The organism is Paenibacillus terrae, from assembly GCF_005217525.1.
Classification (GTDB): domain Bacteria; phylum Bacillota; class Bacilli; order Paenibacillales; family Paenibacillaceae; genus Paenibacillus; species Paenibacillus terrae_C.
The window spans coordinates 48,785-72,259 of the sequence record NZ_PNXQ01000012.1 but is presented as its reverse complement, the minus strand read 5'-3'; the positions used below and the strand labels follow the sequence as shown (position 1 = coordinate 72,259).

The 23,475-nt window shown below is 47.8% G+C and carries 21 protein-coding genes and 1 pseudogene; 2 read left to right on the top strand and 20 right to left on the bottom strand.

Annotated elements, in window-relative coordinates; all coding sequences use genetic code 11:
- Nucleotides 1-63 precede the first annotated feature (63 nt).
- Nucleotides 64-1,089 (bottom strand): WXG100 family type VII secretion target, encoded by a 1,026-nt coding sequence (locus C1I60_RS10415; RefSeq protein WP_252361667.1) that lies wholly within the window; start codon nt 1,087-1,089, stop codon nt 64-66.
- A 189-nt stretch (nt 1,090-1,278) separates the two neighbouring features.
- Between C1I60_RS10415 and C1I60_RS10410 the strand changes: the two genes are divergently transcribed.
- Together C1I60_RS10410 and C1I60_RS10405 are read left to right on the top strand one after the other, a co-directional pair.
- On the top strand, nt 1,279-2,058 hold the full coding sequence (locus C1I60_RS10410) for a Cof-type HAD-IIB family hydrolase (protein WP_137061658.1): 780 nt from the start codon (nt 1,279-1,281) through the stop codon (nt 2,056-2,058).
- A gap of 95 nt (nt 2,059-2,153) precedes the next feature.
- On the top strand, nt 2,154-2,942 hold the full coding sequence (locus C1I60_RS10405; RefSeq protein ID WP_137062232.1) for a formate/nitrite transporter family protein: 789 nt from the start codon (nt 2,154-2,156) through the stop codon (nt 2,940-2,942).
- Nucleotides 2,943-3,031: 89 nt separating this feature from the next.
- Here the strand turns inward: C1I60_RS10405 and C1I60_RS10400 are convergent, their stop codons facing one another.
- The 19 genes and pseudogenes from C1I60_RS10400 to C1I60_RS25540 form a co-directional block, all read right to left on the bottom strand.
- Nucleotides 3,032-3,277 (bottom strand): HPr family phosphocarrier protein, encoded by a 246-nt coding sequence (locus C1I60_RS10400; protein ID WP_014279995.1) that lies wholly within the window; start codon nt 3,275-3,277, stop codon nt 3,032-3,034.
- A 92-nt stretch (nt 3,278-3,369) separates the two neighbouring features.
- Entirely contained in the window at nt 3,370-4,194 is an 825-nt protein-coding gene (locus tag C1I60_RS10395) for a DL-endopeptidase inhibitor IseA family protein (protein ID WP_137062231.1), read from the bottom strand.
- Between the two features lie 122 nt (nt 4,195-4,316).
- Nucleotides 4,317-4,550, bottom strand: coding sequence for a hypothetical protein (locus C1I60_RS10390; protein WP_137061657.1), 234 nt, complete (start codon nt 4,548-4,550; stop codon nt 4,317-4,319).
- Between the two features lie 118 nt (nt 4,551-4,668).
- Nucleotides 4,669-5,793: a hypothetical protein gene (locus tag C1I60_RS10385; RefSeq protein ID WP_137061656.1), complete on the bottom strand. Its 1,125-nt coding sequence runs from the start codon at nt 5,791-5,793 to the stop codon at nt 4,669-4,671.
- Nucleotides 5,794-5,805: 12 nt separating this feature from the next.
- Nucleotides 5,806-6,351 (bottom strand): LemA family protein, encoded by a 546-nt coding sequence (locus C1I60_RS10380; protein WP_137061655.1) that lies wholly within the window; start codon nt 6,349-6,351, stop codon nt 5,806-5,808.
- A 206-nt stretch (nt 6,352-6,557) separates the two neighbouring features.
- Nucleotides 6,558-8,423, bottom strand: a complete 1,866-nt coding sequence (locus C1I60_RS10375) for a rhamnogalacturonan lyase (RefSeq protein WP_170970776.1) — start codon at nt 8,421-8,423, stop codon at nt 6,558-6,560.
- A gap of 158 nt (nt 8,424-8,581) precedes the next feature.
- Nucleotides 8,582-9,139 (bottom strand): SLOG family protein, encoded by a 558-nt coding sequence (locus tag C1I60_RS10370; protein ID WP_170970800.1) that lies wholly within the window; start codon nt 9,137-9,139, stop codon nt 8,582-8,584.
- A 190-nt stretch (nt 9,140-9,329) separates the two neighbouring features.
- A complete protein-coding gene (locus tag C1I60_RS10365; RefSeq protein WP_137061653.1) occupies nt 9,330-9,671 on the bottom strand; it encodes a cupin domain-containing protein in 342 nt (113 codons plus the stop codon).
- A gap of 38 nt (nt 9,672-9,709) precedes the next feature.
- The gene (locus C1I60_RS10360) at nt 9,710-10,174 is read right to left on the bottom strand and encodes a V4R domain-containing protein (RefSeq protein WP_137061652.1); all 465 of its coding nucleotides are present in this window, start codon (nt 10,172-10,174) and stop codon (nt 9,710-9,712) included.
- 82 nt (nt 10,175-10,256) lie between these two features.
- Nucleotides 10,257-10,598 carry an iron-sulfur cluster biosynthesis family protein gene (locus C1I60_RS10355; protein ID WP_137061651.1) on the bottom strand — a complete coding sequence of 114 codons (342 nt, stop codon included), beginning with the start codon at nt 10,596-10,598 and terminating at the stop codon, nt 10,257-10,259.
- Nucleotides 10,599-11,469: 871 nt separating this feature from the next.
- On the bottom strand, nt 11,470-12,453 hold the full coding sequence (locus C1I60_RS10345) for a Gfo/Idh/MocA family protein (RefSeq protein WP_137061650.1): 984 nt from the start codon (nt 12,451-12,453) through the stop codon (nt 11,470-11,472).
- Between the two features lie 180 nt (nt 12,454-12,633).
- The gene (locus tag C1I60_RS10340; RefSeq protein WP_137061649.1) at nt 12,634-17,604 is read right to left on the bottom strand and encodes a DUF5724 domain-containing protein; all 4,971 of its coding nucleotides are present in this window, start codon (nt 17,602-17,604) and stop codon (nt 12,634-12,636) included.
- Nucleotides 17,605-17,619: 15 nt separating this feature from the next.
- A complete protein-coding gene (locus C1I60_RS10335; RefSeq protein WP_137061648.1) occupies nt 17,620-18,039 on the bottom strand; it encodes a hypothetical protein in 420 nt (139 codons plus the stop codon).
- 343 nt (nt 18,040-18,382) lie between these two features.
- The gene (locus C1I60_RS10330) at nt 18,383-19,231 is read right to left on the bottom strand and encodes a MetQ/NlpA family ABC transporter substrate-binding protein (RefSeq protein WP_137061647.1); all 849 of its coding nucleotides are present in this window, start codon (nt 19,229-19,231) and stop codon (nt 18,383-18,385) included.
- 272 nt (nt 19,232-19,503) lie between these two features.
- Nucleotides 19,504-20,175 (bottom strand): methionine ABC transporter permease, encoded by a 672-nt coding sequence (locus C1I60_RS10325; RefSeq protein ID WP_134911039.1) that lies wholly within the window; start codon nt 20,173-20,175, stop codon nt 19,504-19,506.
- Nucleotides 20,168-20,893: a methionine ABC transporter ATP-binding protein gene (locus C1I60_RS10320; RefSeq protein ID WP_137061646.1), complete on the bottom strand. Its 726-nt coding sequence runs from the start codon at nt 20,891-20,893 to the stop codon at nt 20,168-20,170. The genes C1I60_RS10325 and C1I60_RS10320 overlap by 8 nt, the downstream gene beginning before the upstream one ends.
- A gap of 140 nt (nt 20,894-21,033) precedes the next feature.
- On the bottom strand, nt 21,034-21,825 hold the full coding sequence (locus tag C1I60_RS10315) for an energy-coupling factor transporter transmembrane component T family protein (RefSeq protein ID WP_137061645.1): 792 nt from the start codon (nt 21,823-21,825) through the stop codon (nt 21,034-21,036).
- Complete coding sequence (locus C1I60_RS10310; protein WP_137061644.1) at nt 21,800-23,302, bottom strand: ABC transporter ATP-binding protein; 1,503 nt, start codon at nt 23,300-23,302, stop codon at nt 21,800-21,802. Before C1I60_RS10310 ends, C1I60_RS10315 begins: the two co-directional genes overlap by 26 nt.
- Nucleotides 23,302-23,475 (bottom strand): annotated as a pseudogene (locus tag C1I60_RS25540) (ECF transporter S component); the annotation flags it as partial. The gene C1I60_RS10310 and the pseudogene C1I60_RS25540, both read right to left, overlap by 1 nt.

Sequence of the window (23,475 nt, the reverse complement as noted above, 5' to 3'; positions counted from 1 at the left end):
CTGTAGATTTTATAGATACTCCTATTCGCATTGAGTATGCTCGTTTTCAGATCATGACCGCTTCTAGTTATAGTCCTCCCAGTAGCGGTACTCCATTTCATTTTCACCTTTGGTGACGATAATCATGTTTTCGATATGTCCGGTTTCCTTGTCGGTTCGGTAAATCATGGTGCGGGTTTCGCCTTCATCTGGTACAGAGAATAGCACCTTGTCACTGATCATGCCGCCACCGATGCCAACGACGTGCTCTCCCCAGCCGGAACTAATGCTCGAACCTGCGCCACCAACGCCAGTCCCTCGCGACAATATAAGACCTATGCCGTACCCGGTGACGGTCTGGGCCGTTTTACCCAGAGCGTGCTCTCCAGCCGATTGGGTATGCTCTTGGGCCCAGTAATCGTATTTGTCATTATTTTGCTCGTAGCTGACAATATTTCCTTTTTTATCTATAGATATATCCGTTTTCGTGCCATCCTTACCTGTCAGCTCGGTGACGGCGACGAGAGAATCGGATGTGATCTTGGACGTTTCTCCTGTATTGTAATCTGTACGGGTCACCGAGTCCTCATATTGCAGCCGTAGGACGTTCATCTGGTCGTGGATTTTTTGCATAACCTGCTTGTCTCCAATCGCCTCGGCATCTTTCATTAATTTCTCATATTGATGGTATTTATCGGCGTCGGCCCGATCCCAGTCATCTATGTTTTTAGGAGGCTCGGAGGCATCTCCAGCTTGTTTCCCGGCTTCTCCACCGCCCGCCGACGCTGCACTAGCGCTCATAGCCGCCGCTAATGCAGTCCAGAAGCCACGCGGGTTGTCATCCGTACTTCTAAACTTCGAAGCAATGCTTTTCAGCTCAATTTCAATGGATTGAACCTTGTTTAACACAGAAGAAAGCGTATATTTAGCCGTCCGATAGTCGTTATAAAAACGATTTCTCTCCATACCGTCCCACTGGCTGTGAAGGTTGTTCATTGTGTTATCCAGGCCATTTAACTGGTTATACAGTGTTCCGTGGGCATTGGCAAATTGGGAGGCCACGTGATCCAGTTGCTCCGGTGTGACTTGGATTTTATTTATGATGATCACATCCCGTCTATGAAAATAGGAGATAGGCATTATATTTTACAGTAATCCTTATTTCATATTGTAAGCTATAGAAGTCAGACATTCATGAGGATTTATACGTATTTGTGTATTCAGAAGCAGTTCCTTTGATATAATGAATTCATATGAGTTCATTTCGACAATACATTATTGAAAGTCAGGTGTAAGAACATGTCAGACAAAAAAATTATCTTTTTCGATATCGACGGTACATTACTGGACGATGACAAAAAAATGCCACTAACGGCTGAGAAGGCCGTCTTTGCTTTGAAAGAGCAAGGTCATGAGGTAGCCATTGCCACAGGACGCGCGCCTTTTATGTTCAAGGAAATCCGTGAGCAGCTTGAAATTGATTCTTACGTCAGCTTTAACGGGCAATATGTCGTGCTTCGCGGGGAAGTAATTGCTACAAATCCGCTGAACAGAGAAGCTTTGCAATCCATGACTGATCTGGCCCTTACTCATAATCATGCGATCGTATATATGGATCATGCCAACATGAAGGCTAATATTCCTAACGATGAGCTTGTAGAAAAATCGCTCCAAACGTTCAAGGCTAAGCTTTCGGTTGGATACGATCCGCTTTATTTTCAGGGAAGAGATATTTATCAGACGCTGTTGATGTGTACGGTAGAAGAAGAACCCTTCTATGAAGCGGTATTCAAAGCTTTTGACTTTGTACGCTGGCATCCGAGTTCTGTGGACGTTGTTCCTCACGCTGGCTCCAAAGCAATCGGCATCCGCGAAATTACGTCCAGACTGGGCATTGCCGATGAAAATCAATACGCTTTTGGCGACGGTTTGAACGATGTGGAAATGCTGAGGGCTGTACATCATAGTGTCGCAATGGGTAACGGTTGTGATGAAGCCAAAGCCGCAGCTAAAATGGTCACAAAACGCGCAGATGAAGACGGCATTTTGTACGGGCTGCAAAAGCTTGGTTTGTTATAAGCGAACAGGAATACTGACTGACTGGGCAATGTCTAGAGAATAATAAGGTCTGTTTAAAGACTTACATTCGAGAAAATAGGAGGTTGTCGTTGAATATGGAGACGGAAGGCTTACGCAATGTCGAACAGCTAGCCATGAAGAAGTACAAAATTTACAAGCAAAGCCTACTCCGGTATTTGGCTCGTTCCATGCTGGCGAGTATGTTCATCGGGTTCGGCGTTATTGTGGCCTTCAAGACGGGCAACTTTTTTTACATGGAGCATTCTCCATTCACTTATCCTATGGCAGCGCTCACGTTCGGGGCGGCCATCATTCTGATCGCTTACGGCGGCGGGGATTTGTTTACAGGCAACACCTTTTATTACACCTATGCTGCGCTCCGTAAAAAGCTCCGCTGGGGACAGGTGCTTCGGCTGTGGGCTGCCAGCTATGGCGGTAATTTGCTGGGTGCCGGGGTGTTCGCACTCCTTATTTTCTTAACTGGGCTGTTTGAGTCCTCCAATGTGAACAGTTTTTTGCTGAACGTGGTGGAGCATAAGATGGAAGCGCCCACAATGCAGCTGTTCTTCCGAGCTATTTTGTGTAACTGGCTGGTCTGCCTTGCCTTCTTTGTACCGATGTTCATGAAGGAGAACGGTGCGAAGATGTTTGCCATGATGCTGTTCGTATTTTGCTTTTTCATTTCGGGATATGAGCATAGTGTGGCTAATATGTGTACTTTCGCCATTGCGCTCGTGCTGGATCATCCGGGTACGGTCTCTGTTGCTGGCGTGATTCATAACCTTGTTCCGGTTACGCTTGGGAATCTGGTTGGCGGTGTGCTGCTGATGGGTGTGATGTACTATTCGGTGAATCTCCCGTTTTTGGACGAGGAGGAGCATTAAAAAAGAAGCCGTGGAATCTAAGGATTCCATGGCTTCTTTGCATTATTTTTAGTTAGAGCATGCAGCATCTACAGGTGTTTACGTGTCTGTTATCCTTCTTGAGCAGGAAAATGAATAAATTCTTCCAGCTCCTTAAACAGCTTTTTGGGATTGACGGTGTCAGGTACCACCAGAGTCAGCGGTTCATCCAGCTTTAACACATACATGCCTAAAATGGATTTGGCATCTGCCATGCCGCTTTTGCCATGAATCCAAATATCATAGGTATAATTCGAAACGATTTGATTGATTTTTTCAATATCCTTAACGTCTTTTACCTTAATGGGTGTCATCATTGCACAGCACTCCCCTGCCTTGAATTGGGACTTACGAAACAAGCCTCAACCTCACTTTACTCCATTTGTGAATAACGATGCAAAATCTTAATTTAGAAAATGACATGTGGCGCGGTGCTGACTTTCCAGTAGCTGCCGACCTTTTCAAAATTCACGGTGATTTTCTCGTTCGCCTGCTTGGTTCCTGCCGGATAAGGCACGGTCAGCAGATAGCTGCGCTTAATCGGGGTCATCGTCACCATTTTCGCTGTAGCCCGGTTGAACTCCAGCAGGTTACCACCATCTGCGTCCAGCTGAGCTAGTTTTCCGTTGACTTCAACGAAAAATTTGCTGACAAATTGCTCACTGGCCTGCTTGGTGTAGGCCTGCGTCAGATAGCTGATCAGCTTGGTCTTGGTGCCAATGTCCTCAGACAGGTAGCGGTAGCTTTTGCCGTTCCACTGGAACGATTCGCCCACCGTGCTGCCACCGCTGATCGCGTACAGATAACGTGACTGCGCCTCCAGCACGAGCGGAATGGCGCTCTCGTGATTCAGCTTATCCAGCTGCGTTGGCTTTACGCTGGCAGCTTCGGCTGCTGCTGGCGCCGAGGTAGACGGCTGCTGCGGCTTCGACGGCTTGGCAGTCGACGGTACGGACGGAGCAACCGCTGGCGCTACTGAAGCAGGGCGCGGTGCTGGCGCAGACGGAGCTGCTGGTGTAGCAGCCTTGGCGGAATCGGCGGCTGGGGCCGGGGCTGATGCTGCTGGAACCGACGGCGCTTGTGCCGGGGCCGGGAATGGTGCGGCCGGACTGGCAGCGCCCGGCTGCGTCGCTTCCGCTGGAGCGGTCACGACGGGCGCGGCGGCGGCGGCCTGCGCCACGCTCATAAGTGCGGCTGCGATGCACAACGCGGATAGTTTCGTATTTATTTTCATACCTGTTTTCATCATTCTATGCACCTCCATAATCATATACCTGCATAAACTGCACACGTTTCTATTATAAGAATCTCCTGCCACAATTGGGTTGCTAAATTGTTTCTATTTGCCTTTATTGTTCATTCTGCACGAAGTTTGTCCGTATTTGTCGGGCACGATTCTTTTGACTGCTTCACTCGCTGGGCCTCCACCTCTTCCAGGGATCGTGACAGCTGCTTAACAGACCGGTCAAGCTGCTCCAATCTGCGGCTGAGGGTGACAAGGATGTATTTTAACAGAATCAGACTTAATGCAGCAGGGAATCCGACATTGCTTACGAGCGCGATCATACCTTCGGTCGTTAGAGAAGTCACATATCCCGCCTCCTTTTTCATACGTATATTACACTAATAAGAACTAATGTTCCCATTTTTATGAATATCATACGTTGGCTCTCTTCTGAAAAAGAAGGCTGCACAGGTGATGCCACATCTAGCCTGTAACTCCCCGCTCCTGAAGTTGTCGTTCTCTTTTTTGCTCCAGAACATTCTGGCAGTATAAGCCCACCAGCATCAGGTTAAGAGCGCATATGGAAACCCACCCTCCCAAGCTAATATCAATCTGCAAATAATCAAAATCGGAAAAAGACTTGCGTTCAAAGCGGGCTGCCACCAAGTTTCCTACCTTCTTGACAATGGGTACAAAATCGGTGATCTGGTGTACGTTCATCATGTAATCACGGACCTCTATTTTTAGCAGTTCCACTTCACTCCATGAAAACGGGTAGACCCATAGCAGTTCATTCTTATCGTTGGTAGAGAAGGCTACGACAAAATCGTTTTTGTTCCCGCCCTCCCATTTGTCCTGAAGCGCGAAGCCATAGTCCTGTGTTTTATTCAAGCCCACATGAACAAAAATCAAATTGACCTGCTTCCATGACTTCGTTTTTCCCGGTTTTTCCGGGTTGGGAACAGGCTTGTTCAGTTCGGTGTTCATGCTCGCCAGCATACGTAATGCCTTTGCTTTGTTAGGAACTTGACCGATAATACGGTTAATATCAATATAATTAAGCACAGCCTTGGGGTATTCCGGCAGGTCGGAGTATTGCTCCACATCTATATCTTTATGTCTGAAAATGGAATAGGAGGCCTGTACTTTGTTCAGATAATGATGCGTCGAAGCACTCGGTGTGCCATAGGGCCAGAACCATTTTAGTGTTGCGGTATTGTTGGGCCAGCTATCCCCAAACGTGCTGCCATCGGGCGCACGATCCACGCGAATCCATCCGTCATCTGTGGTATAAATGGAGTTTTCCGCATTATGATGCTCCCAGTAGCCACTATGTCTCGTACACTTCTCTTTACCATTACTGTCTTTACTACAGCTTTTTCTGGGCGGATGCCACTCATCCCATTCCTCCTTATGGTGCCAATCTGTGACTTTGCCGGACCATACCTCGGTATCCCATGTCTCTATTCGGAAATCAATGTAGATCGTCACAGCCGTCAATACAGCACTAAAAATAGCAGTCCAAATGATCGTTTTCCAGCGGGTCCCGGTCAGTAGCTTCACTGGAATCAACCCCACGAATATGATGAAAGGGATAAACCAATACATAAATTGATCCCCCTATTTCAGACGGATTTCATCCGCTTTCTTCTTGGTAAAAGCATCCTCGGTTTGGTCTGAAGTTACGATATATTGGGACATATCATATGTTTTCATATTGGTCAGGGAAGCCATAATAAAATGTACCTTAATATACGTGTTATATTCCCGAACGATATCCATCATTTGCTTCTGGTTGTTATCAAACTGCTGGCGACTGGCGGCAATTTCGCGCTGAAGATCCGTATATACAGATGTAGCCAAACGAGGATTTTGTTCATGCACCGCCTGATACAGCAAATTCGTATCATTATATCGTCCGGTAATCATCCCTGTGTATACCTCTTTGACCTGTCCAGCCTGTAAATCCGTGACCTGCGTCATTTCCTTGAATTTCTTCCACATATTATCGTAGCTGGACTGGTTCGATAGATATTGAGCCTCAATTCTTCCTTCCAGCTTCACAGCCGTATTCCGGTGACTCCAGATCGAACCTACCGTAATCAAGCAAAATACAATAATGACGCCCATAAATATAGCCAAACCAATCAACACTTTTTTTCCCATTCGTCATGCGCTCCTTCTATTGTTGTCATTCATAGAAAATGTGTGTTACTTTGTATTTTATCGGTAGATTCCTGCGGGAATATGAATAACACACCTTATCCGATCAACTAAATAATGGCATGACAAAAAGAGCTCCGTTCAACCCGGGGCCCTTTCCGTTTTGGTTCATTCGCTGTTTCATTTCGGCCTTCAAACCGACCTGTAAATCAAGGGGTATATATATTCGGCTGCGTGGGCTTGGACATCCCTTCTCCCAGATAAAACCCAGTGTGTGGCGGCTGGTTATAGGCCACATTCTGCCACGCTATACTCAGGCGATACAACGGATCATGCATAAGTGTATAAAAACGATACTCTGACTCATACGGTGTTGTGTAGATTCGTAGGGCGGAATTATCGCTTTTGCGCCAAATCACTTCCTCGCGCCAGTCGCCGAACAGATCGGCCTGCAAGGATGGTGTTCCTTTCGTTCCGTTATTGGAGCTGGTACCTGTCGCCGTAAGCAAATTGGAAGTGGTCGAGTTGGTATAGTTCCACTTGTCGATTTTACCAGCGCTCGATGAGGTATGGTCCAACAGCTCACGCAGCAGGTCGCCATCCCACCAAATTCCAAAGTTAATGGAGGACGGTAGCGTATTCGTAATAAGCTCTCCTTTAGCCGAACGTACGCCGATCCCCGGTGCCCATTGCTCGTTCCCTTTTGTACGGGGATCAATATCTGCCGACATGCCTCTCCCGGTATCCTTGCCTGTATTTACGCCCCACAAAATGTTTCCATTACGCGGGTCATACATGGCAGCACCATAAGTCGCATTTTTGTCCTCGTTTACCTTAAACACTTCATATCCTGAACGGTCGGGATTCAAATCCCCGACATGAAGTGCATCCCCATGTCCCATCCCAGAGTTAGCCAGCTTCGCTCCGGTATCATCCACTACCAGCGAACCGTACACAATTTCATCCTTATCGTCTCCATCCACATCCGCCACACTCAAGCTATGGTTGCCCTGTCCGGCGGTTCCGGCATTGGTCGAGCTGTTGCTATCAAAGGTCCAACGTCGATTCAAGTTACCATTACGCCAATCGTACGCGACCAGAACCGTTCGGGTGTAATACCCCCGTGCCATGACTATGCTCGGCCGTACGCCATCCAGATAAGCAACCCCGGCGAGAAAACGGTCCACCCGGTTGCCATAATTATCTCCCCAACTGGATACCGTTCCCCGTGGCGGCACATAGTCAATCGTGCTAAGTGCTTTGCCCGTATCGCCCGAGAACACGGTCAGAAATTCAGGCCCGTCCAAAATATAACCACTGGCATTACGATAATCCGCCGAAGCGTTGCCGATGGTTACACCTGTGCCGTCTTTAGAGCCGTCTGCTGTTTTGCATACGATTTCCGCCTTGCCGTCTCCGTCAAAATCATAGACGAGAAATTGTGTGTAGTGCGCTCCAGCCCGAATGTTCCGGCCCAGGTCGATTCGCCATTTGCGTGTTCCATCCAGCTTGTAGCCGTCCAAAAATACATTTCCCGTGTAGCCGGATTGCGAATTGTCCTTGGCATTGGAAGGGTCCCATTTTAACACAATCTCATACTCGCCATCCCCATCCAGATCACCTACACTGGCGTCATTGGCATTGTACGTGTAGCTCACATTATCCGGGGTTGTACCGCCCACAGGCTGCTGGATGGGAACATCCAGATAGTTGTTGCTCCAAACCTTCACTGCCTGAGAAGCAGCCTGTTCTGCTCCATTCACTACGGCACGAACCGTGTATGAGGATGCGGTTGTGCCTGCCTTGTCCAAAAAGTTGGTTTTCGACGTAATCGGCGCATCATTGACCTTGCTTGTCCCTCTATACAGATTGAAGCTGACCGAATCCGCTTCCGTGCCCAGCAAACGCCAACTCACCAGCACGCCCTCCGGCACTTTGACCGCGACGGCTCCCCGGTTCAGCTTTTCCATTTGCCTCGTGGAGGCAGCAGAGACCTGGCTATCCATCGGGGTGACTGTTCCACACAAAATAACACCGAGACAGAGCAACGCGGTATACCGAAATCTTTTTTTCATCTGAATCCTTAACTCCTTTCATGGTTATGTTTTTTCAATAAATTAATTTTATTTGACTGATAAATTATTGTTGTTTAAATTTTATGATAGCGCTTACATAAAAGTAAAGGGACGCATTCGTCCTTTTTGTTCAAAAATCAGAGCTAATGCTTTAAAAATCAGAGGTCCATGAATAATCGTTCTTCCTCTGCTATGCTTTGGATATCCTCTGAGCTAATGCTGATATATTGATAGCCTTCTGCCTGCTGCTTTTTTAATGCCAGTTCTTTCATAAAACGTGGGCTGCCCTCCCCGGCATCCTCGTCATAAACGAGCAATAAACCATCGGTTTTGCGGAAAAGCAGTTCATCCCGCGCCTTGAGCTGCCATATTCCCTGATAAGGCTGGCGGCTGACAACTCCCACATAGTCAACTCCCTCACAAATCTGCTGGAAATACTCCTTTTTATCCTCCTTCCACTTTTCCTCCATATTTTGATAGGCTGCCATAATGGAGCATTTTAAATGAGGATACTGCTGCCTCAGTGAAATTGCCACTTCACAGGCCCACAGATCCACCCCGTACTGTCCGGGGGTAATAATCCACTCCAGTCCTTCTTCAATCAGGGGAATGAGCCTGCCTGTGATCGCCTTTTTGATATATGGAATACCTTCGTGCTTTTGGCTGAAAATATTCAATTCATGGGCGCGGTAGCCCGAAACGAGCAAGTTTTTCATCATCTCAACGTCCTTCTCGTATGGTCATAATGGTTATTGTACCACTTACAAGGAGGCTGCTACATAACATAGTTTTTTGGAGAGCTGAGTGAATATGTCCAAAAAGACGAACTTCGCTCCATGTTTGCTGGATGAGGTTCGTCTTTTTGAATTCGTTACTGGTTTCGTGTTCATGTCGATTTAGTCTGTATTATATATTTTGGGCGTAGTGCTCGCCGGGTGTTTTCGTTAAAACGACATAAAGGCTAGATTCGATATCTGTGTCGTTGCGATAAGAGAAACTCTCATCTCCGGTGATATGAATGATATCCCCTTTAACGACCGATGTTTCCGTCCCGTTGCTGGTTACTGTCCCGTGTCCATCAAGAACCAGAATATAAACGTTAGCACCCGGATGGTTATGGGACGGCAACTCGGTTCCCGGGCTAAAATTCAGAATAAAAATAACATTTTCCGCTTCTTTATGAATAATGCGTTTAGTAAATTTGTTCTCCTGATATTCTTGAAATTGGGCAAGATTATTCTTTTCCACTGAAAATCACTCCCTATTTAGGCTTTATTCCCAACTTGCTAAAAACGGATTTCATACTCACAATAGTCGTCTCCGTTTACATTACATTTTATTTCTCTGACATTAACTCTCTTAGCTTTGATTTTGCTCAATGCCCCTTCCATGATTGCTCCTTCCAAATCACACACCATATTGCCTTCCATCTCGGGTAATCCCTCGCAAAAGCAATCTTTTACGGCAACATGAATTTTATGTTCTTCCTCAAGAACAATGTGAGGATCTCCTATTTTTAATTCACGGAATATATCAAGCAGGTCTTCTAATGAGTTAACGGGCAAGCTTTCACCAATTTTTCTACCTACGGTAGCTGTAGTTCCCTTCCCCTTCATAGGAAGCCCTTGATACATACCGATTAAACGTATTGCTCTGTAAAGTTCAATCGGGAGCGATTTCCCCATTTTAGTTCGTGAAATCTTTTTCATATCATCGAATGTAAACTCTTGTACAGTACTTGATTTATTCATATTTTCCACCGGTCCTTGACGAAGAGTGAATTTATTTTAACTAATTATCGGTGTAGCAGATCGTCTTCTTCCCTTCGTATTCTTACGTTCTTGACGATTTTACACGCACATCTTTAATTCTAATGTTGCTGCTGAATAGGCCCGCATCGCTACTCAATTTAAACGACGGATAATTAGGGTCTGCCTCAAGCCTCATTCTGCTGTCGAATTGCTGCTCCTGCTGCCGGTCTACAAAAAAACAATAGGGCTCGGACTGAATGACTATATCGGTAGCATCGGGCGCAGTGACCACCAAGATGACAATTACGCCGTTACATCCACAGTCCTCTGTGTCATAAAACAACTTAAATACTCCCGATCCTGCTGAAAGCGCCCTTGCTAATCGTTCAACTGACAAGGGGTCCAACTGTAATTGTATTTCCATGAGGCTATTCTTCTCCTTTATACATGAATGCTTGGAAGCGTTGGTCCAAAAGGGAGAAATTTAAAACGATGTATATGTATACATTATAGTTAAGCTTTTCAATGTACTTGTGTGACTGCACTCACTTTTTGAACGATTTGAGTGATGGTCGGACCGACCATTTCAGAACAATACTACAATTTTATCTTTTCGCGGCTTGAACTTTGAAACACACAAGAAAGAGCACCCAGCCAGATAGGCTAAGCGCTCTAAATCTACTACTGTAAGCATTCAGAAGAATGGCCTTTTTATGAAGTCGAAGAGTTCCATTGAAAATTGTCTCCATAATCCGTACTCCACTGCCCCCCGCTGCATTCTGTCATGTACACAGCCTTGTTCGGAAGGCATTATGCACGTCTGTCATCGCTGTGGGTTCTCCCTTGTAGCAGTGAAAGGCCTTGCCGTGCGGTTAGCTTCGGGCTTGCTCATCTCCCAACACCGTACGGACATATTCACTTCCGGTATCCCCGTTATGATCAAAAGCAATAATCTGGGTGGACAATTTGTTCCGACTTTAGGCAGGACCAAATATGCTTAATAAAGTTTGCCTGCTCGGCTGCCCCCATACTCATGCTGGGATACTTGGACGTAGCGAGCTCTGGCTCATTTTGAATGGAAATCGCCTGAATCGGAATATCTTCATTCGCTTAAGCCTGAATATAGCATACAAAAATAGTCAGCATATGCGGAATAGACGCGCGGATCGTTATAGTCCAAATACCAGCCATTGTAGGTCTGCTCCGCATATTTCATCCAGGGCGGCGCATTCCGTTCACACCCGGTAATTTTTCTGGTGAGGGTACCGGCGTGGACTACTCGTTAACCGGGAAGATTACTCAAAAGGATACCGAAGCCCCCACCGTGCGCGAATCTGATCCATCAGCTTCATAATACCCAGTGATTCATCCAAAGATATCGTGGAACTTTCGAGCAAGCCTTCATTCAGACAGCGTCCCACTTCTTCTGCTTCAAAGGCATACCCTGTAGAAGCTCGTTCATCCTGAATGGTTTGTGCCTCTTCGCCGTCCACTTGTAAAGTAGCCGATGTGCTATTCAGGAAAGATGGGATGTGGATATATCCCTTTGTGCCATGAATATATGCCTCATTCGTCAGTCCGAGACGAACTGCCCCGTTAAGCATAGCCGTGCGCCCGTTTCCGTAATCCAGCAGGATGGAGAACGTCTCGTCGACACCCGTTTCCCCGATATGAGCGGTACTCCATACATGCTTGGGTTCAGGACCGAACACCATCGAGGCAAAAGAAACCGGATAAATCCCCGTATCCAACAAAGCACCTCCGCCTAGATCAGGATTCAGTAGCCGCCCCTCGGGATTCCAATCTACACGAAAACCAAATTCTGCCTTAACCAGCTTGACCTCACCAATCCGTCCTGCATCTATCCACTCCCGCACTTGGCGAATCGGAGGCAAAAAGCGTGTCCACATCGCTTCCATCAGGAACAGCTTATGTTCACGTGCTAAGCCGATCAATTCCTCCAGTTCCCCACTATTCACGGTGAAAGGTTTCTCACACAGGACGGCTTTTCCAGCCCGAAGAGCCGTCAGAACATTTTCTTTATGAAAAGGATGAGGAGTGCCTATGTATATAGCATCTACCTCGGGATCTTGAGCCAGTTCTTCATAGCTTCCATAAGCGCGTGCAATTTGATGCTTGGTTGCAAATTCGGTAGCGCTTTCAATAGTGCGTGATCCTACGGCGTACCCTTCCCCGTTTGTAACATGTGTCAAATCCGCGGCGAATTGATCTGCAATCCATCCTGTGCCGACAATTCCCCATTTGATCTTCTTGCTCATACTTGTGTCCCTCCCTGCAATATGGTCAACGTTGACTTACACAATCCCCTTTATTCTAGCAAACCCCTGCCAGGAACAAAAGAATTACCTGGGCAATAATAATGAAGCCCCGCCACACGGATCTGCATGGACAGGGCTTCACGCTACTTCAAAATGAATCTCTATATTACAGTTTCTATCCTACGCCTGAAGCTGCGCAAGAATTTGCGGATCCTTGATTTTCTGATCCTCAGCCAGCAGTACAATTTTGGATAAAATCTCGGCTGTTCTTGGATCTTCATCCAGGAACGGCAGGAAGATGCGCCCACGATGCTGCGAATGCACCGGAATGATATGCAGCGCTCCCTTCGCCTGCTTGTAGACACCGCCGCTTCCCAAATGCACCGCATATTCACCAAGGCTGCCGTCTACACGCGCGTAATTGCCATCCAAGCGTACATTACTGATTTTCAGTAGACGCAACGATTCCTGCACAATAACACTGCGCATTTCAATGGTTGTAAGACTGGCTTCCGGATCAACACCGCCTACATGGGCGACACTGACGACCAAATCTACATCCCGCATGACTTCCGAGAACAGCACTGGAGGAACCTCCTCCAACGGCACACTTTTATACGTTGTCCGATCCAAGAATTGCACCGTCTCCAGTGTAGGAGCCTCGGTATCGGCTGGTGAGAACCAATCTGCCATCGCGTACAGGTTAGCAATCAGGTTTTCGGCATAATACACCTTCTGTAGTCCTTCCTCATAGCTGACCGTCCACTGGCGACCTTTCAGCAGGGCTACCGTTTTATTCGGTTGTACCTGATGTCCTGCATATCGACGGGAAACCGTGGCGCTTGCACGTTCATCTGCATTTGGCAAGTACAGCTCACGGAACACCTGCTTAAACGGCTGACGAATCTGGCGGTTAAATAAATCCTTCTGGAAGTCGCTCCAACGACCACTTTGGTACAAATGGAGCGGATGAGCGATGATCAGCTTGTCCTCTTCACTTACGGGATATTGCTGACCCGAAGGATCGGCCAACCCGGATGTATCTTCATTGAAATATCCCAAGCGATCTCCAGCCTTGAAGACTAGCGTTCGCACCAACGGAGCAAGCACAGGGTTGCCTAATAATCCCGTTAATTCCTTCATCATAAAGGCCGTTCCGGACTCCATAGAGCGCTCCAATTCCTTGCGGGCTCTACGGTACTGATCCACCAGATCGCCTTTAAGCTCCTTCAACGCAGCAACATACTCATCCTTCTTGAAGCGAGACGGAATAGATTTCAGCGTCTTCCCTTTGCTGACAATCTCAATATCTGCCGTTCCTTCTTCATCAATGACAAGCTGTATCGTTGTAGCCTCTTCCAAAGCATGTGGCTCAAAATAAGACCGAAGATCCTCCAGCTTACGGGCTTCCATGTCCCACACGAGCCGGGTTACATCATCATAGCCTGCATTACGTGCCAAATTCCCAAGCGCAATTCGTGAAATCAGAGCTTCACTGGCCTTACGCTGTGCCCCGAATTTTTTGCTCTGTTCCAGAAACTTCTGGATGAAGTCATAACGTTCCCGTACATCTGGTTCGGGAGGTTTGACAAGAGGAATCAGACTGTAGGTCAGCAAATGCTCCTTGTTCCGTTTGTCTTCCACCGACTTTTTCATCTCACTCAGTTTCAGCTTACCCAGCGTCGCATCCGCAAATAACTGGGACCTGCGATGATTGGCTCCAGCCGAAATATATTTGGCGCAGTCGTACAGCAGATCAAAACGTTCCTCGCCCAACGTCTCATAGGCCTCATGAAACCAGTGAATATCGAAGGCTCCATCATTAAAATCCTGCGGAGCAATTGGTGAATAATGAGCTACAATCGTTTCCTTCTCGGCGGAAAAACCTTCATTAATATGTGCATGGAAGTACCATGCAGCACTGCGAAGACCTTCCCATCCGAGGTAGCCTGCTACAATTTCAATCCACTGTGGAGCATACATTGCCGCCTCCAGCAGACGTTTATCCGTAATTTTAGCGTTACTCAGCTTTTCCTTCAACAAAGAAGAATCCTCGCCTTCACGCGGATAACATACCTTGAGCAAGTGGCTGAACGATTCCTTTTTGGTAATACGATCGCCGTAACCGTACACATAACCACGCACGAACGTTTCCTTGTCGAGTCCATCCAGAATACGGATGAAATAATCCATGCCTTCAATTCGGCTCAATCCCATCACTTTTGGCGTAGCCTCGGTAGGCAAATCACCTCGAACCAATTCAACCTCCAGCAATCGGTCAATAACCGTACGCCGTATTTCCAAAAATTCTGGATTGCTGGCAATCCATGTATTGCGGGCATTCGTTAAGGAACTCATATGTCTTCTGCTGTCACTGCCAGCCAATAGTTCCCGATACACTTCTCCTACACCGATCAGCCCTTTTTCATACGCTTTAAAATAATCTTCCAGATCCAGCGGTGAATAAAAGTGATTTAATACAGCTGCCAGTTCATTATAGTTAACAAAAGTATGGAAAAAACGCTTAAAGGACTCATCATCATATATACGCCCTTTCTCTAACCCGATCCACGGGCTGGACAGCAGGTGCAGCATTCCCATGTCCTCAGCAGGTCTGTCCTTCGGCATAGATTGCATCAATGTATTCAACGAGAAATCAATGGTATCAAAGGTTTTATCACCGGGAGTGTCCAGAAAATAAGCATTAATCAGCGTGCTTACCTGATCGCTATACGTCAACTCTGCTATCCATCGCTGCATCTCGTTAATTCGATCTAAAGGATACATTTGTTCAGCGAAATCTTTACGCCATCCTTCCAGCAGCTTGTGCTTGCTCAGTTCTGAATAGTCCATGTTATGATTGGAGAAATAACGGTAATAGCGGTCAAGTGTTTGATCCATAGACTCCAATCGGTCATATAAAACAAGCTCTAGCAGTTCACTGGCTTCCATGTCGCTCTCCTGCAAATAACGACTCCATTCCTCGTGAAGAGGATATAAAGACAGCATGGAAACTGCCTCCTCATTAGGCTGAGCCAACCGCACGGTACGAAAATTAGCACCGATTAGCAGCGTTTCTTTGTAGCCCGAATAATACTCAGCCGTATATTCTACATCACGATGCTGGTGGACAAGCTCATTCAGTCCGCTCAGGAACTTCTTGATTTTCTCCAAGGGGCATACAAAAATATCAGCTAATCGAAATCCTCCCAGATCAACCTTCTCTTCCAGCCAAGCTTCCTTGGCATTCGGATCGTATAGACCAAAGCCATTGGCCTCTGTATAAGCATCCACCTGCTCCAGCTTGGACAGCAGCTGTTCCTCCTTAGCCGTCGGCTGCTGAATGATATCTGCTAAAGGCTTGAGGGTTTCATACTGCTCGGCACGCTCAGGGCTTGCATATATCTTCGTCAATATTTCCAGTCCGCCCAATCGTTGCAGCTCCGCCTTTGCCCGAAGCAACCGCTCCAACGAGCTATGCAGAGACTTCTCCGGCTGCGCCAGCAATACACCAATGACACTTTGTCGCAGGGAGCCCGTCTTGAGCTTCAATAGCCCCTCCATTTGCTGCATTTCCTCTTCCGCCAGCGTCAGCTTGTGCGCCTTGGCAACAGCGAACTCACGAATGCTCATACTTTTGTCGGACAGGCTTGAGAAAATAAATTCACGCTGCACCGTATCATCTGGATTCCGCACAAATTGATTCAGTAGCTCACCACGTAGATTAGAGCTAATCTGATCCTTTAAGGCTATGATTTCTCCAATCCAGGTCGCGTCCATGTCGTAACCGACAAGATACAGCATTTTTTGAATTGGCGCATCCGAGCGATGATGAACGTTTACAAAATCCAGCACCTTGGAGGACTCGGTAGACTCCCCTTTTTTCATCTGTGCAAACAGAGCATGAAGCCGCTCAAAATCCTTGCGTCGCTCTTCTTTATTTTCCAGTAATGGAGTACGAACTACTTTAACGATCCGATCCGCGACTGTTCCGCCTTCTACCCATTCGTAAAAATAATTATTTGTATAGTTCGTCAGCACCCAGTATTGAAGCTCCGGGTCCGTCTCATTCAGATATTCTCTGGCAATCCCCAGACGCACATCCTTATTTTGACTGTTAGAGAGTACATAAAGCGCTACAATCTTCTGATAAGGTGCTCCCTGTTCCATGACTTGCCGAACTTGTCCATACAGATCACGTTCCTCATGTACAGCGGTAGCCCACAAGCTCATATATACCTCATTGGCATTCGCGCTGGTCAGCCATTCCTGACGCAGCTCGCTGTTTGTCAATGCTTCATACGCCTGCTCAATCAGTTGGCGAACCACCCGCTGATTAGCAGACTCCAAGCCCATGCCTGTCCATACCGCAAGCGCCCGTACCACCGAGCTGTAACGAATGAATCCCTGGTCGATAACCACCTTCAACAAATATACAAGAGCCTCCGGGGTTCCCTCATCCATTTGCTCCACGATGCTTTGGCGCAATCCCTCCTGAAGCTTGGCGGCTACCAAAAGCTCGCCGACCATATGGTAATTCTCCTCTTGATGGCTCAAGAGCATTCCTTTAATCATGGCACGCGTAAGAAGCGCAGTCTGGTTATCGCCATAAATAATCCCCTTTAGCGCCTCCAACACCTGCGGATTATCGTTATCCAACTCATAGGCTATCCAATCACTAATCGTCTCTTGAATCCGATAGTCATTTCCATGTTCATAATCCTTTTTCGTTAAATAATCTATAAGCGAAAAGCCGATCCAGTCCATTCGGATAAGCTGCACCATTCTTTTGTAAATCCGCGAAGTATGGAATGTCATATCCGAGGTACGGAACGGTTTACGCTCATACCCTGTACTGTATGGATATTCAGTCACATGCTCCGTTATATATGCAAGCACATCCCCCGCCGTTGTTCCAATCAACTGACGCAGCACCTCTGCCAGTGGCTTGAACAGCAGATCTCCGCTTGCTTCTGCCTGTTCTTTTAGTATGCGCTGGCATTCGTTAAAAGGCTCCTCATCCTCGCGTATGTAATGAATTCGACCCAGTTCCATTACATATTGGGCCAATTCCTGTTGCTGTCCATCCAGTTGCGCCGCGCGCCCCTTCAGTTCGGTGAAATATTCCTGCTCATTTTTCTCCTGATGCATATTTCATTTCCCCCTCTACCATAGGCTTCCGGCCAGCATTGTGAACCGTATAAATACAATCTCGTCTCCATCCTCAAGCAACAAAGGGGCATCCAGCACAGCGGCTTCCTCATCACGTACAAAAACCCTGTACAACCCGTCTTCAAAAGCCTGCATCGACGTGTTTACTGCATCCTCCACATCAGGAACGCCATCATTATAGATAGACCCGAATCCTACCTTGCCTGTCTCGCCCTGCGCCTGAACCTCCTGCCCTGTGAGGAACGGAATCAGTGCAACACTCTCCTGCTTTTCACGCAGTCTGCGGACATCCAGGGCGACGGTAGCAGCAATCAGCTCTCGCAAAGTTTCAGGGGCAGGATTCAGCTCCAATTCCTGTTTTGCGAGTTCTGGCTTTCTTTTTCCCAAACTTTTTACAGTTACAGCCAGCTTCATGTCGTTCCCCTTCTTTCTTGCTTCCGCTTCTTACCCGTTGTCAGTTGAATTTTCCATCCATCCAAAGACACTGTTAACGAAATCGAAAACGAATGCTTGTTCGTATGTTTATTTTAATATGCTCGCAAGCATTACTCCATCGCCCTATATGACCAAAAATCACAGCCATATCACGCCCAGTAAACTTAAAAACTAAGACTTTTTACCCTGTTTTCGATGAAAAATATCCATATTAAGGATAGAAAAGAAAAAGACCTGCACAAGGAACTCCATCTGCTCATCACAGACTTCATTACCTTATACAGGCCACAACTCATCATAAAACAACGTTTCAACACTTCAATTAAAACGCTGGAATGACGCTGTCCTTGTAATTATCCTCGAAAAATTTGCGAACCTCCGGACCGGTCATTCGCTTCGCCAGCTTTTGAATGGCATCCGAATCCGCATTATCCTTGCGCGCTACCAGATTAATGGCAAAGTGAGTATCATCCTTTTCTGTAATCAGCGCGTCCTTCTTCGGTGTCAGGCCCAGCGGCTTGGCATAAGCGGGATACATGGCAGCCATGTCCACATCATCCAGCGAACGCGCCAGCATCAAGAGATCGACTTCCTTGAACACAAACTTCTTCTTGTTTTCTATAATATCAGCCTGTGTGGCATTATAGCCTACGCCTTCTTTAAGCTTGATCAGACCGTTTTGTTCCATCATCACGAGAGAACGTCCGGTATTTGCCGGGTCGTTGGCAATCGCAATGGTCGCACCTTCGGGCAGGTCTTTAATGTTCTTGTATTTTTTGGAGTACGCGCCATAGATGGCGTTGTAAATCGGTTTGACTGCTACCAGATCAGACTTGTTGCTTTCATTGTATTGTTGCATAAAAGGAGCATGCTGAAAGAAGTTAGCATCCACTTCATGGGCTGCCAATGCGTTATTGGGTTGAATATTGTCCGACAGCACGACGATTTCCAGATTAACTCCGTCCTGTTTGAGCAATGGTTTTACGATATCCAGCACATCCGTCATCGGTGGAATCAGTGTCGCCACTTTCAAAGTCACTTCTTTTTGGGAAGTCGCTTCTTTAGGCTGTGCCGCCTGCTTTTGACCGCCGCATCCGGCAACCAGCAGCATGACGACAGCGAATAGTGTAAGTAATTTCAAGTTTGTTTTCAAGTTGTTTTTCCGACTCATTAGGTGAAGAACCTCCAAGTAAATTTGTGATTGGGAAGAGGAAAACGAGTTACAGTGGGGCCGCTTCGCGTGCAGATTGTTCTTCCGATCGCTGTTACCCCCGGATTTTTTCATTTAATGAACCATTCAAGGTGAACATCCGGGGATAAAGGCGAACGCTAACGCTTCTTTAGAACAATTCTGCCCGCTACGCTTTTGAGGCACTGTAAAGTCATTCTCATTTCCCATAGTGGGTTGTGCAGATGTAGTGCCTACAAGCAAGCTACAATATACTATCGCTTGTCGATCCGGCGGGAAATGGTGCTTCCGGTGAACTGGATCGTTTGCACGAAAATTATCATGACGACGATGGTGAACGCCATCAATCCGGTTTCAAAGCGCTGGTAACCGTAGCGAATGGCGAAATCGCCCACGCCGCCGCCGCCCACAATGCCCATCACCGTGGAGTAGGAAATGAAGCTGATGGTGGACGTGGTCAAGCCAAGTACAAGCCCCGAACGGGCTTCTACGTACAAAAATTTAAAAATAAGCTGGAGGGTAGACGCTCCCATAGAAGTAGCAGCTTCGATTACACCCTTGGGCACATCCAGCAGCGATTGCTCCACCAGCCTTGAATAGTAGGCAATGGCTACCACTGACATGGGAACCGTAGCCGCCATCGTACCCAGTGCCGTACCCACGACGAGACGTGTAAATGGAATCATAAACACGACCAGTAGCAAGAACGGGAACGAGCGAATCACATTGACCAGACTGTTCAATATGGTGAATACCAGCCGATTTTCATATTTTTGCCCCTTGCCGCACAAATACAACATCGTTCCTGCCGGAAGCCCCAGCAGCACGGCTGCTGCGATAGAAATACCTACCATGATGAACGTCTCTCCGATGGCCTTCCATATCTCGGACTGATACTGCGCAATGATGCTCAACGTTTCATTCACGGGCTTCACCTTCTCCCGGCTTTGAACCGTCCGATGGATCGCCTACAGGCTGCGTTGAAAGCAGTCGCCCATCCCGCATCTCCGAAACGCGGCTACAAATGCTCCGCACCACGTCCATATCGTGCGTTACGATCACAATTGTAACCCCCAGCTCACGGTTGATCTCCCGCAACACACCTAGAATATCGGTCGTTGTTTGCGGATCAAGCGCTGAGGTCGGCTCATCACAAAGCAGCACGGCAGGTCGATTCGCCAGCGCTCTGGCAATCGCCACACGTTGCTTCTGGCCTCCGCTCAACTGTGCTGGATACTGCTCCGCCTTGTCAGCCAAGCCGACGAATTGCAGGCATTCGCGCACGCGTACCGCTCTCTCTTTTTTCGGGACGCCTGCCAGCTCCAGTGGCATTGCCACATTGCCACTAACCGTCCGATTGTGAACGAGATGATAGTGCTGAAAAATCATCCCGATGGATCGCCGCGCTTCACGGAGACGTTTTTCCGTCATGCGAGTCAGTTCTTTCCCATTCACAACCACGTTTCCCTCATCCGGCCGTTCCAATACATTCATCAGCCGGAGCAACGTTGACTTACCAGCACCGCTGGCACCTATGATACCGTGAATTTCCCCTTCCTCCACTTGAAGGGACACGGATTGAACCGCTTGAAATGGGCCGCTTGAGGTCGTATAATGCTTGCTTACCTGATGCAGCGTAATCATGAACCCTGGCCTCCTGATGATCCATTTCTCAGGGAAAATGTAATAAGCCCGCCAGCCCAGTCAGGTCTGTACGAGCCGTCATTTCCCATTGCATTAATATAACACAGAGCAGAAATCGGGCAAAGCCTTTTGACAGCAAATTAGCGTACATCCCACACGCCTACATAAGGAAAGCCGATACCGAGCCCCCAAGCCAGCGTGAGCATCACCACAAAATAGCAAATAAACAGAATATCTATAGCCGAATAATGGATTGCATAATAGTATGTGCGCCTGGTTTCATTGGCAAACCCCTTGGCCTCCATGGCAATAGCAATTCGCTGGGCGCGCCGGATGCTTTGAGCCAGCAGCGGAATCGCATATCTGCGAAGCGTAGCATACATATTCCATTTGGACACATGCTGATGCACACCCCGAATGCGGTGGGCATGTCTCAACGTTTGGAATTCCTCCAGCAGCATCGGCATCATCCGCATGGCTGCCAAAAAGCTGTACGCATATTTCGGAGGAAGCCTCCATTGCTGCATCAGCGAATAAAACAGGTTCACCGGGCGTGTCGTCAAACCAAATAATAATCCTGCCGCTGCCATACTCAGTGCACGAAATCCAAGATGCATGCCCCGATAAAAGCTTTCCTGCGTAATATGGATCAGGCCCCATGTCCACCAGGTTGTCACCCCTTTGCCGAACATTATCATGCCTGTGGAGGTTGAGATAAACACCAGTATAAAAGGAGAACCATACAGCAGCAGTCGCTTCCACGGATGGCCTGACCAGACGAGCAACAGCAGCATAGCACACGCCACATTGAACATCACATTCAGATTGTGAATCAGAATGACGACCACGAACAACAAGGAAAACATAACAAGCTTTAATCCCGGATTAACCCGGTGAAGCCATGTTTCATGATGGGGAAAAGACAGGTTCATGCCGCAGCTCCCCCTTCTGTATCCGCCATATATCCGTGCAATATCGACGGACAATTTCCGGGTCATGCGTGACCATCACAATCGCCGTGCCCGCCGCTCTAAGCTGCTCCAGCATGTCCAGCATGACAAAGGTATTGCGTGCGTCCTGCCCAAAGGTCGGCTCATCCAGCAGCAGCACCGCTGGCTCACGGATCATAGCTGTGGCAATGCTCAGCCGCCTTTTTTGCCCCAACGAAAGCTGATACGGATGACGTTCATCCAGCCGTTCCAGCCCAAACTGTACGAGCATTCGATCCACTCGCTCCCGGCGCTGTTCAGCCGTAAACAAGTTCTCCGGCAGCGAATACTCCAGTTCCTTTCGAACGGTGTGCGCTACGAATTGCAGCTCCGGATTTTGAAACACGAACGCGATGTGCTCTGCCAGCTGTTCCGTACCACCCGCCTCTATTCCGTCCACGCTGTAACTTCCCTGCGTTCGAATTAAGCGCATCATGGAGAGCAGCAGCAAGCTTTTACCAGCTCCATTTTCACCGATCACGCCAATCCAGTCACCTGGCTTCACCTGCGCTTTCTCCACATGAATGACCGGACTCGAACCCCGAAGGCCGCTAAAATGCTCCAGTTCCAGTATAGGAATACCCACAGCCGCCTCTTCTACCTGAAGAGAAATGTTTAACTCATTTAGTTCACAGAAGATGTGTCCCTCTGCCTCTTGTTCACTCCAACGTGGTGAAGATGCCTCATTCCATACGCCCGGATACCATACACCGTAATCAGACAACGCCTGCCGATGCACATGAAATACCTCTTCCGCAGTTCCGTCTGCCATGATCTCCCCTTGAGCAGAAAGCACCACAATCCGGTCCACATCATGGACAATTTCATTAATTTTATGCTCCACAATCACTAGCGTCTGATCTGCTGAAATGTGGCGAATCGTATCCCACACCTGTGCGGTGCCTTCTTCATCCAGCAATGCCGTCGGCTCATCCAGAAAAAGCACCTCCGGCTCCATCGCCAGCACAGACGCAATCGCCAGCCGTTGCTTCATGCCCTGAGACATGCTGCCAATCGGCATATGTATCTCATCCGTCGAAAGACCGACCTGCGTCAGCAGCTTGCGGATACGAGACGGCATTTGCTCACGGGGAACCTGATTATTTTCTAGCACAAAAGCCAGTTCCTCGTCCGCATACGACATACAAAACTGCGTATCTGGATCTTGAAATACGATACCCGCACGCGCTGGAATGACGACAGCATCACATTTCATCGGTACTTCTATCGTGCGCGGAATCAGACCACTAAGCACCTGGAGCAGTGTTGATTTACCGCATCCACTCGGTCCGAGCAGCAGCAGCTTTTCCCCCTTGCGGACGGATACAGACATATTGTGAAAAAGCAGCTCCTGCTCACCGGGAAATTTCAAACGAAGACGAGTGACCGACGCCACCACATCTTCGACTACCTCACTCATTAGTCCAGCCCCTTATAGTCCTGTTCCGTTGCGGGTCTTAAGGAACGTGTCACCCCGGTGACTTCCAGCGCCTTAGTCAGATAGAACGCGAACACCCCGGCGATCACAATACTGCCAATCATGCGGAATCCGACATACAAAACATAGTTCCAGGTCGAAAGCTGATCAATATA

Bases quoted from the DNA above. Each gene is read 5' to 3' on its own strand.
- C1I60_RS10410 (WP_137061658.1), top strand. From the start codon at position 1,279: ATGTCAGACAAAAAAATTATCTTTTTCGATATCGACGGTACATTACTG.
- C1I60_RS10405 (WP_137062232.1), top strand. From the start codon at position 2,154: ATGGAGACGGAAGGCTTACGCAATGTCGAACAGCTAGCCATGAAGAAG.
- C1I60_RS10400 (WP_014279995.1), bottom strand. From the start codon at position 3,277: ATGATGACACCCATTAAGGTAAAAGACGTTAAGGATATTGAAAAAATC.
- C1I60_RS10395 (WP_137062231.1), bottom strand. From the start codon at position 4,194: ATGAAAATAAATACGAAACTATCCGCGTTGTGCATCGCAGCCGCACTT.
- C1I60_RS10385 (WP_137061656.1), bottom strand. From the start codon at position 5,793: ATGTATTGGTTTATCCCTTTCATCATATTCGTGGGGTTGATTCCAGTG.
- C1I60_RS10380 (WP_137061655.1), bottom strand. From the start codon at position 6,351: ATGGGAAAAAAAGTGTTGATTGGTTTGGCTATATTTATGGGCGTCATT.
- C1I60_RS10375 (WP_170970776.1), bottom strand. From the start codon at position 8,423: ATGAAAAAAAGATTTCGGTATACCGCGTTGCTCTGTCTCGGTGTTATT.
- C1I60_RS10370 (WP_170970800.1), bottom strand. From the start codon at position 9,139: ATGAAAAACTTGCTCGTTTCGGGCTACCGCGCCCATGAATTGAATATT.
- C1I60_RS10360 (WP_137061652.1), bottom strand. From the start codon at position 10,174: ATGAATAAATCAAGTACTGTACAAGAGTTTACATTCGATGATATGAAA.
- C1I60_RS10355 (WP_137061651.1), bottom strand. From the start codon at position 10,598: ATGGAAATACAATTACAGTTGGACCCCTTGTCAGTTGAACGATTAGCA.
- C1I60_RS10345 (WP_137061650.1), bottom strand. From the start codon at position 12,453: ATGAGCAAGAAGATCAAATGGGGAATTGTCGGCACAGGATGGATTGCA.
- C1I60_RS10340 (WP_137061649.1), bottom strand. From the start codon at position 17,604: ATGCATCAGGAGAAAAATGAGCAGGAATATTTCACCGAACTGAAGGGG.
- C1I60_RS10335 (WP_137061648.1), bottom strand. From the start codon at position 18,039: ATGAAGCTGGCTGTAACTGTAAAAAGTTTGGGAAAAAGAAAGCCAGAA.
- C1I60_RS10330 (WP_137061647.1), bottom strand. From the start codon at position 19,231: ATGAGTCGGAAAAACAACTTGAAAACAAACTTGAAATTACTTACACTA.
- C1I60_RS10320 (WP_137061646.1), bottom strand. From the start codon at position 20,893: ATGATTACGCTGCATCAGGTAAGCAAGCATTATACGACCTCAAGCGGC.
- C1I60_RS10315 (WP_137061645.1), bottom strand. From the start codon at position 21,825: ATGAACCTGTCTTTTCCCCATCATGAAACATGGCTTCACCGGGTTAAT.
- C1I60_RS10310 (WP_137061644.1), bottom strand. From the start codon at position 23,302: ATGAGTGAGGTAGTCGAAGATGTGGTGGCGTCGGTCACTCGTCTTCGT.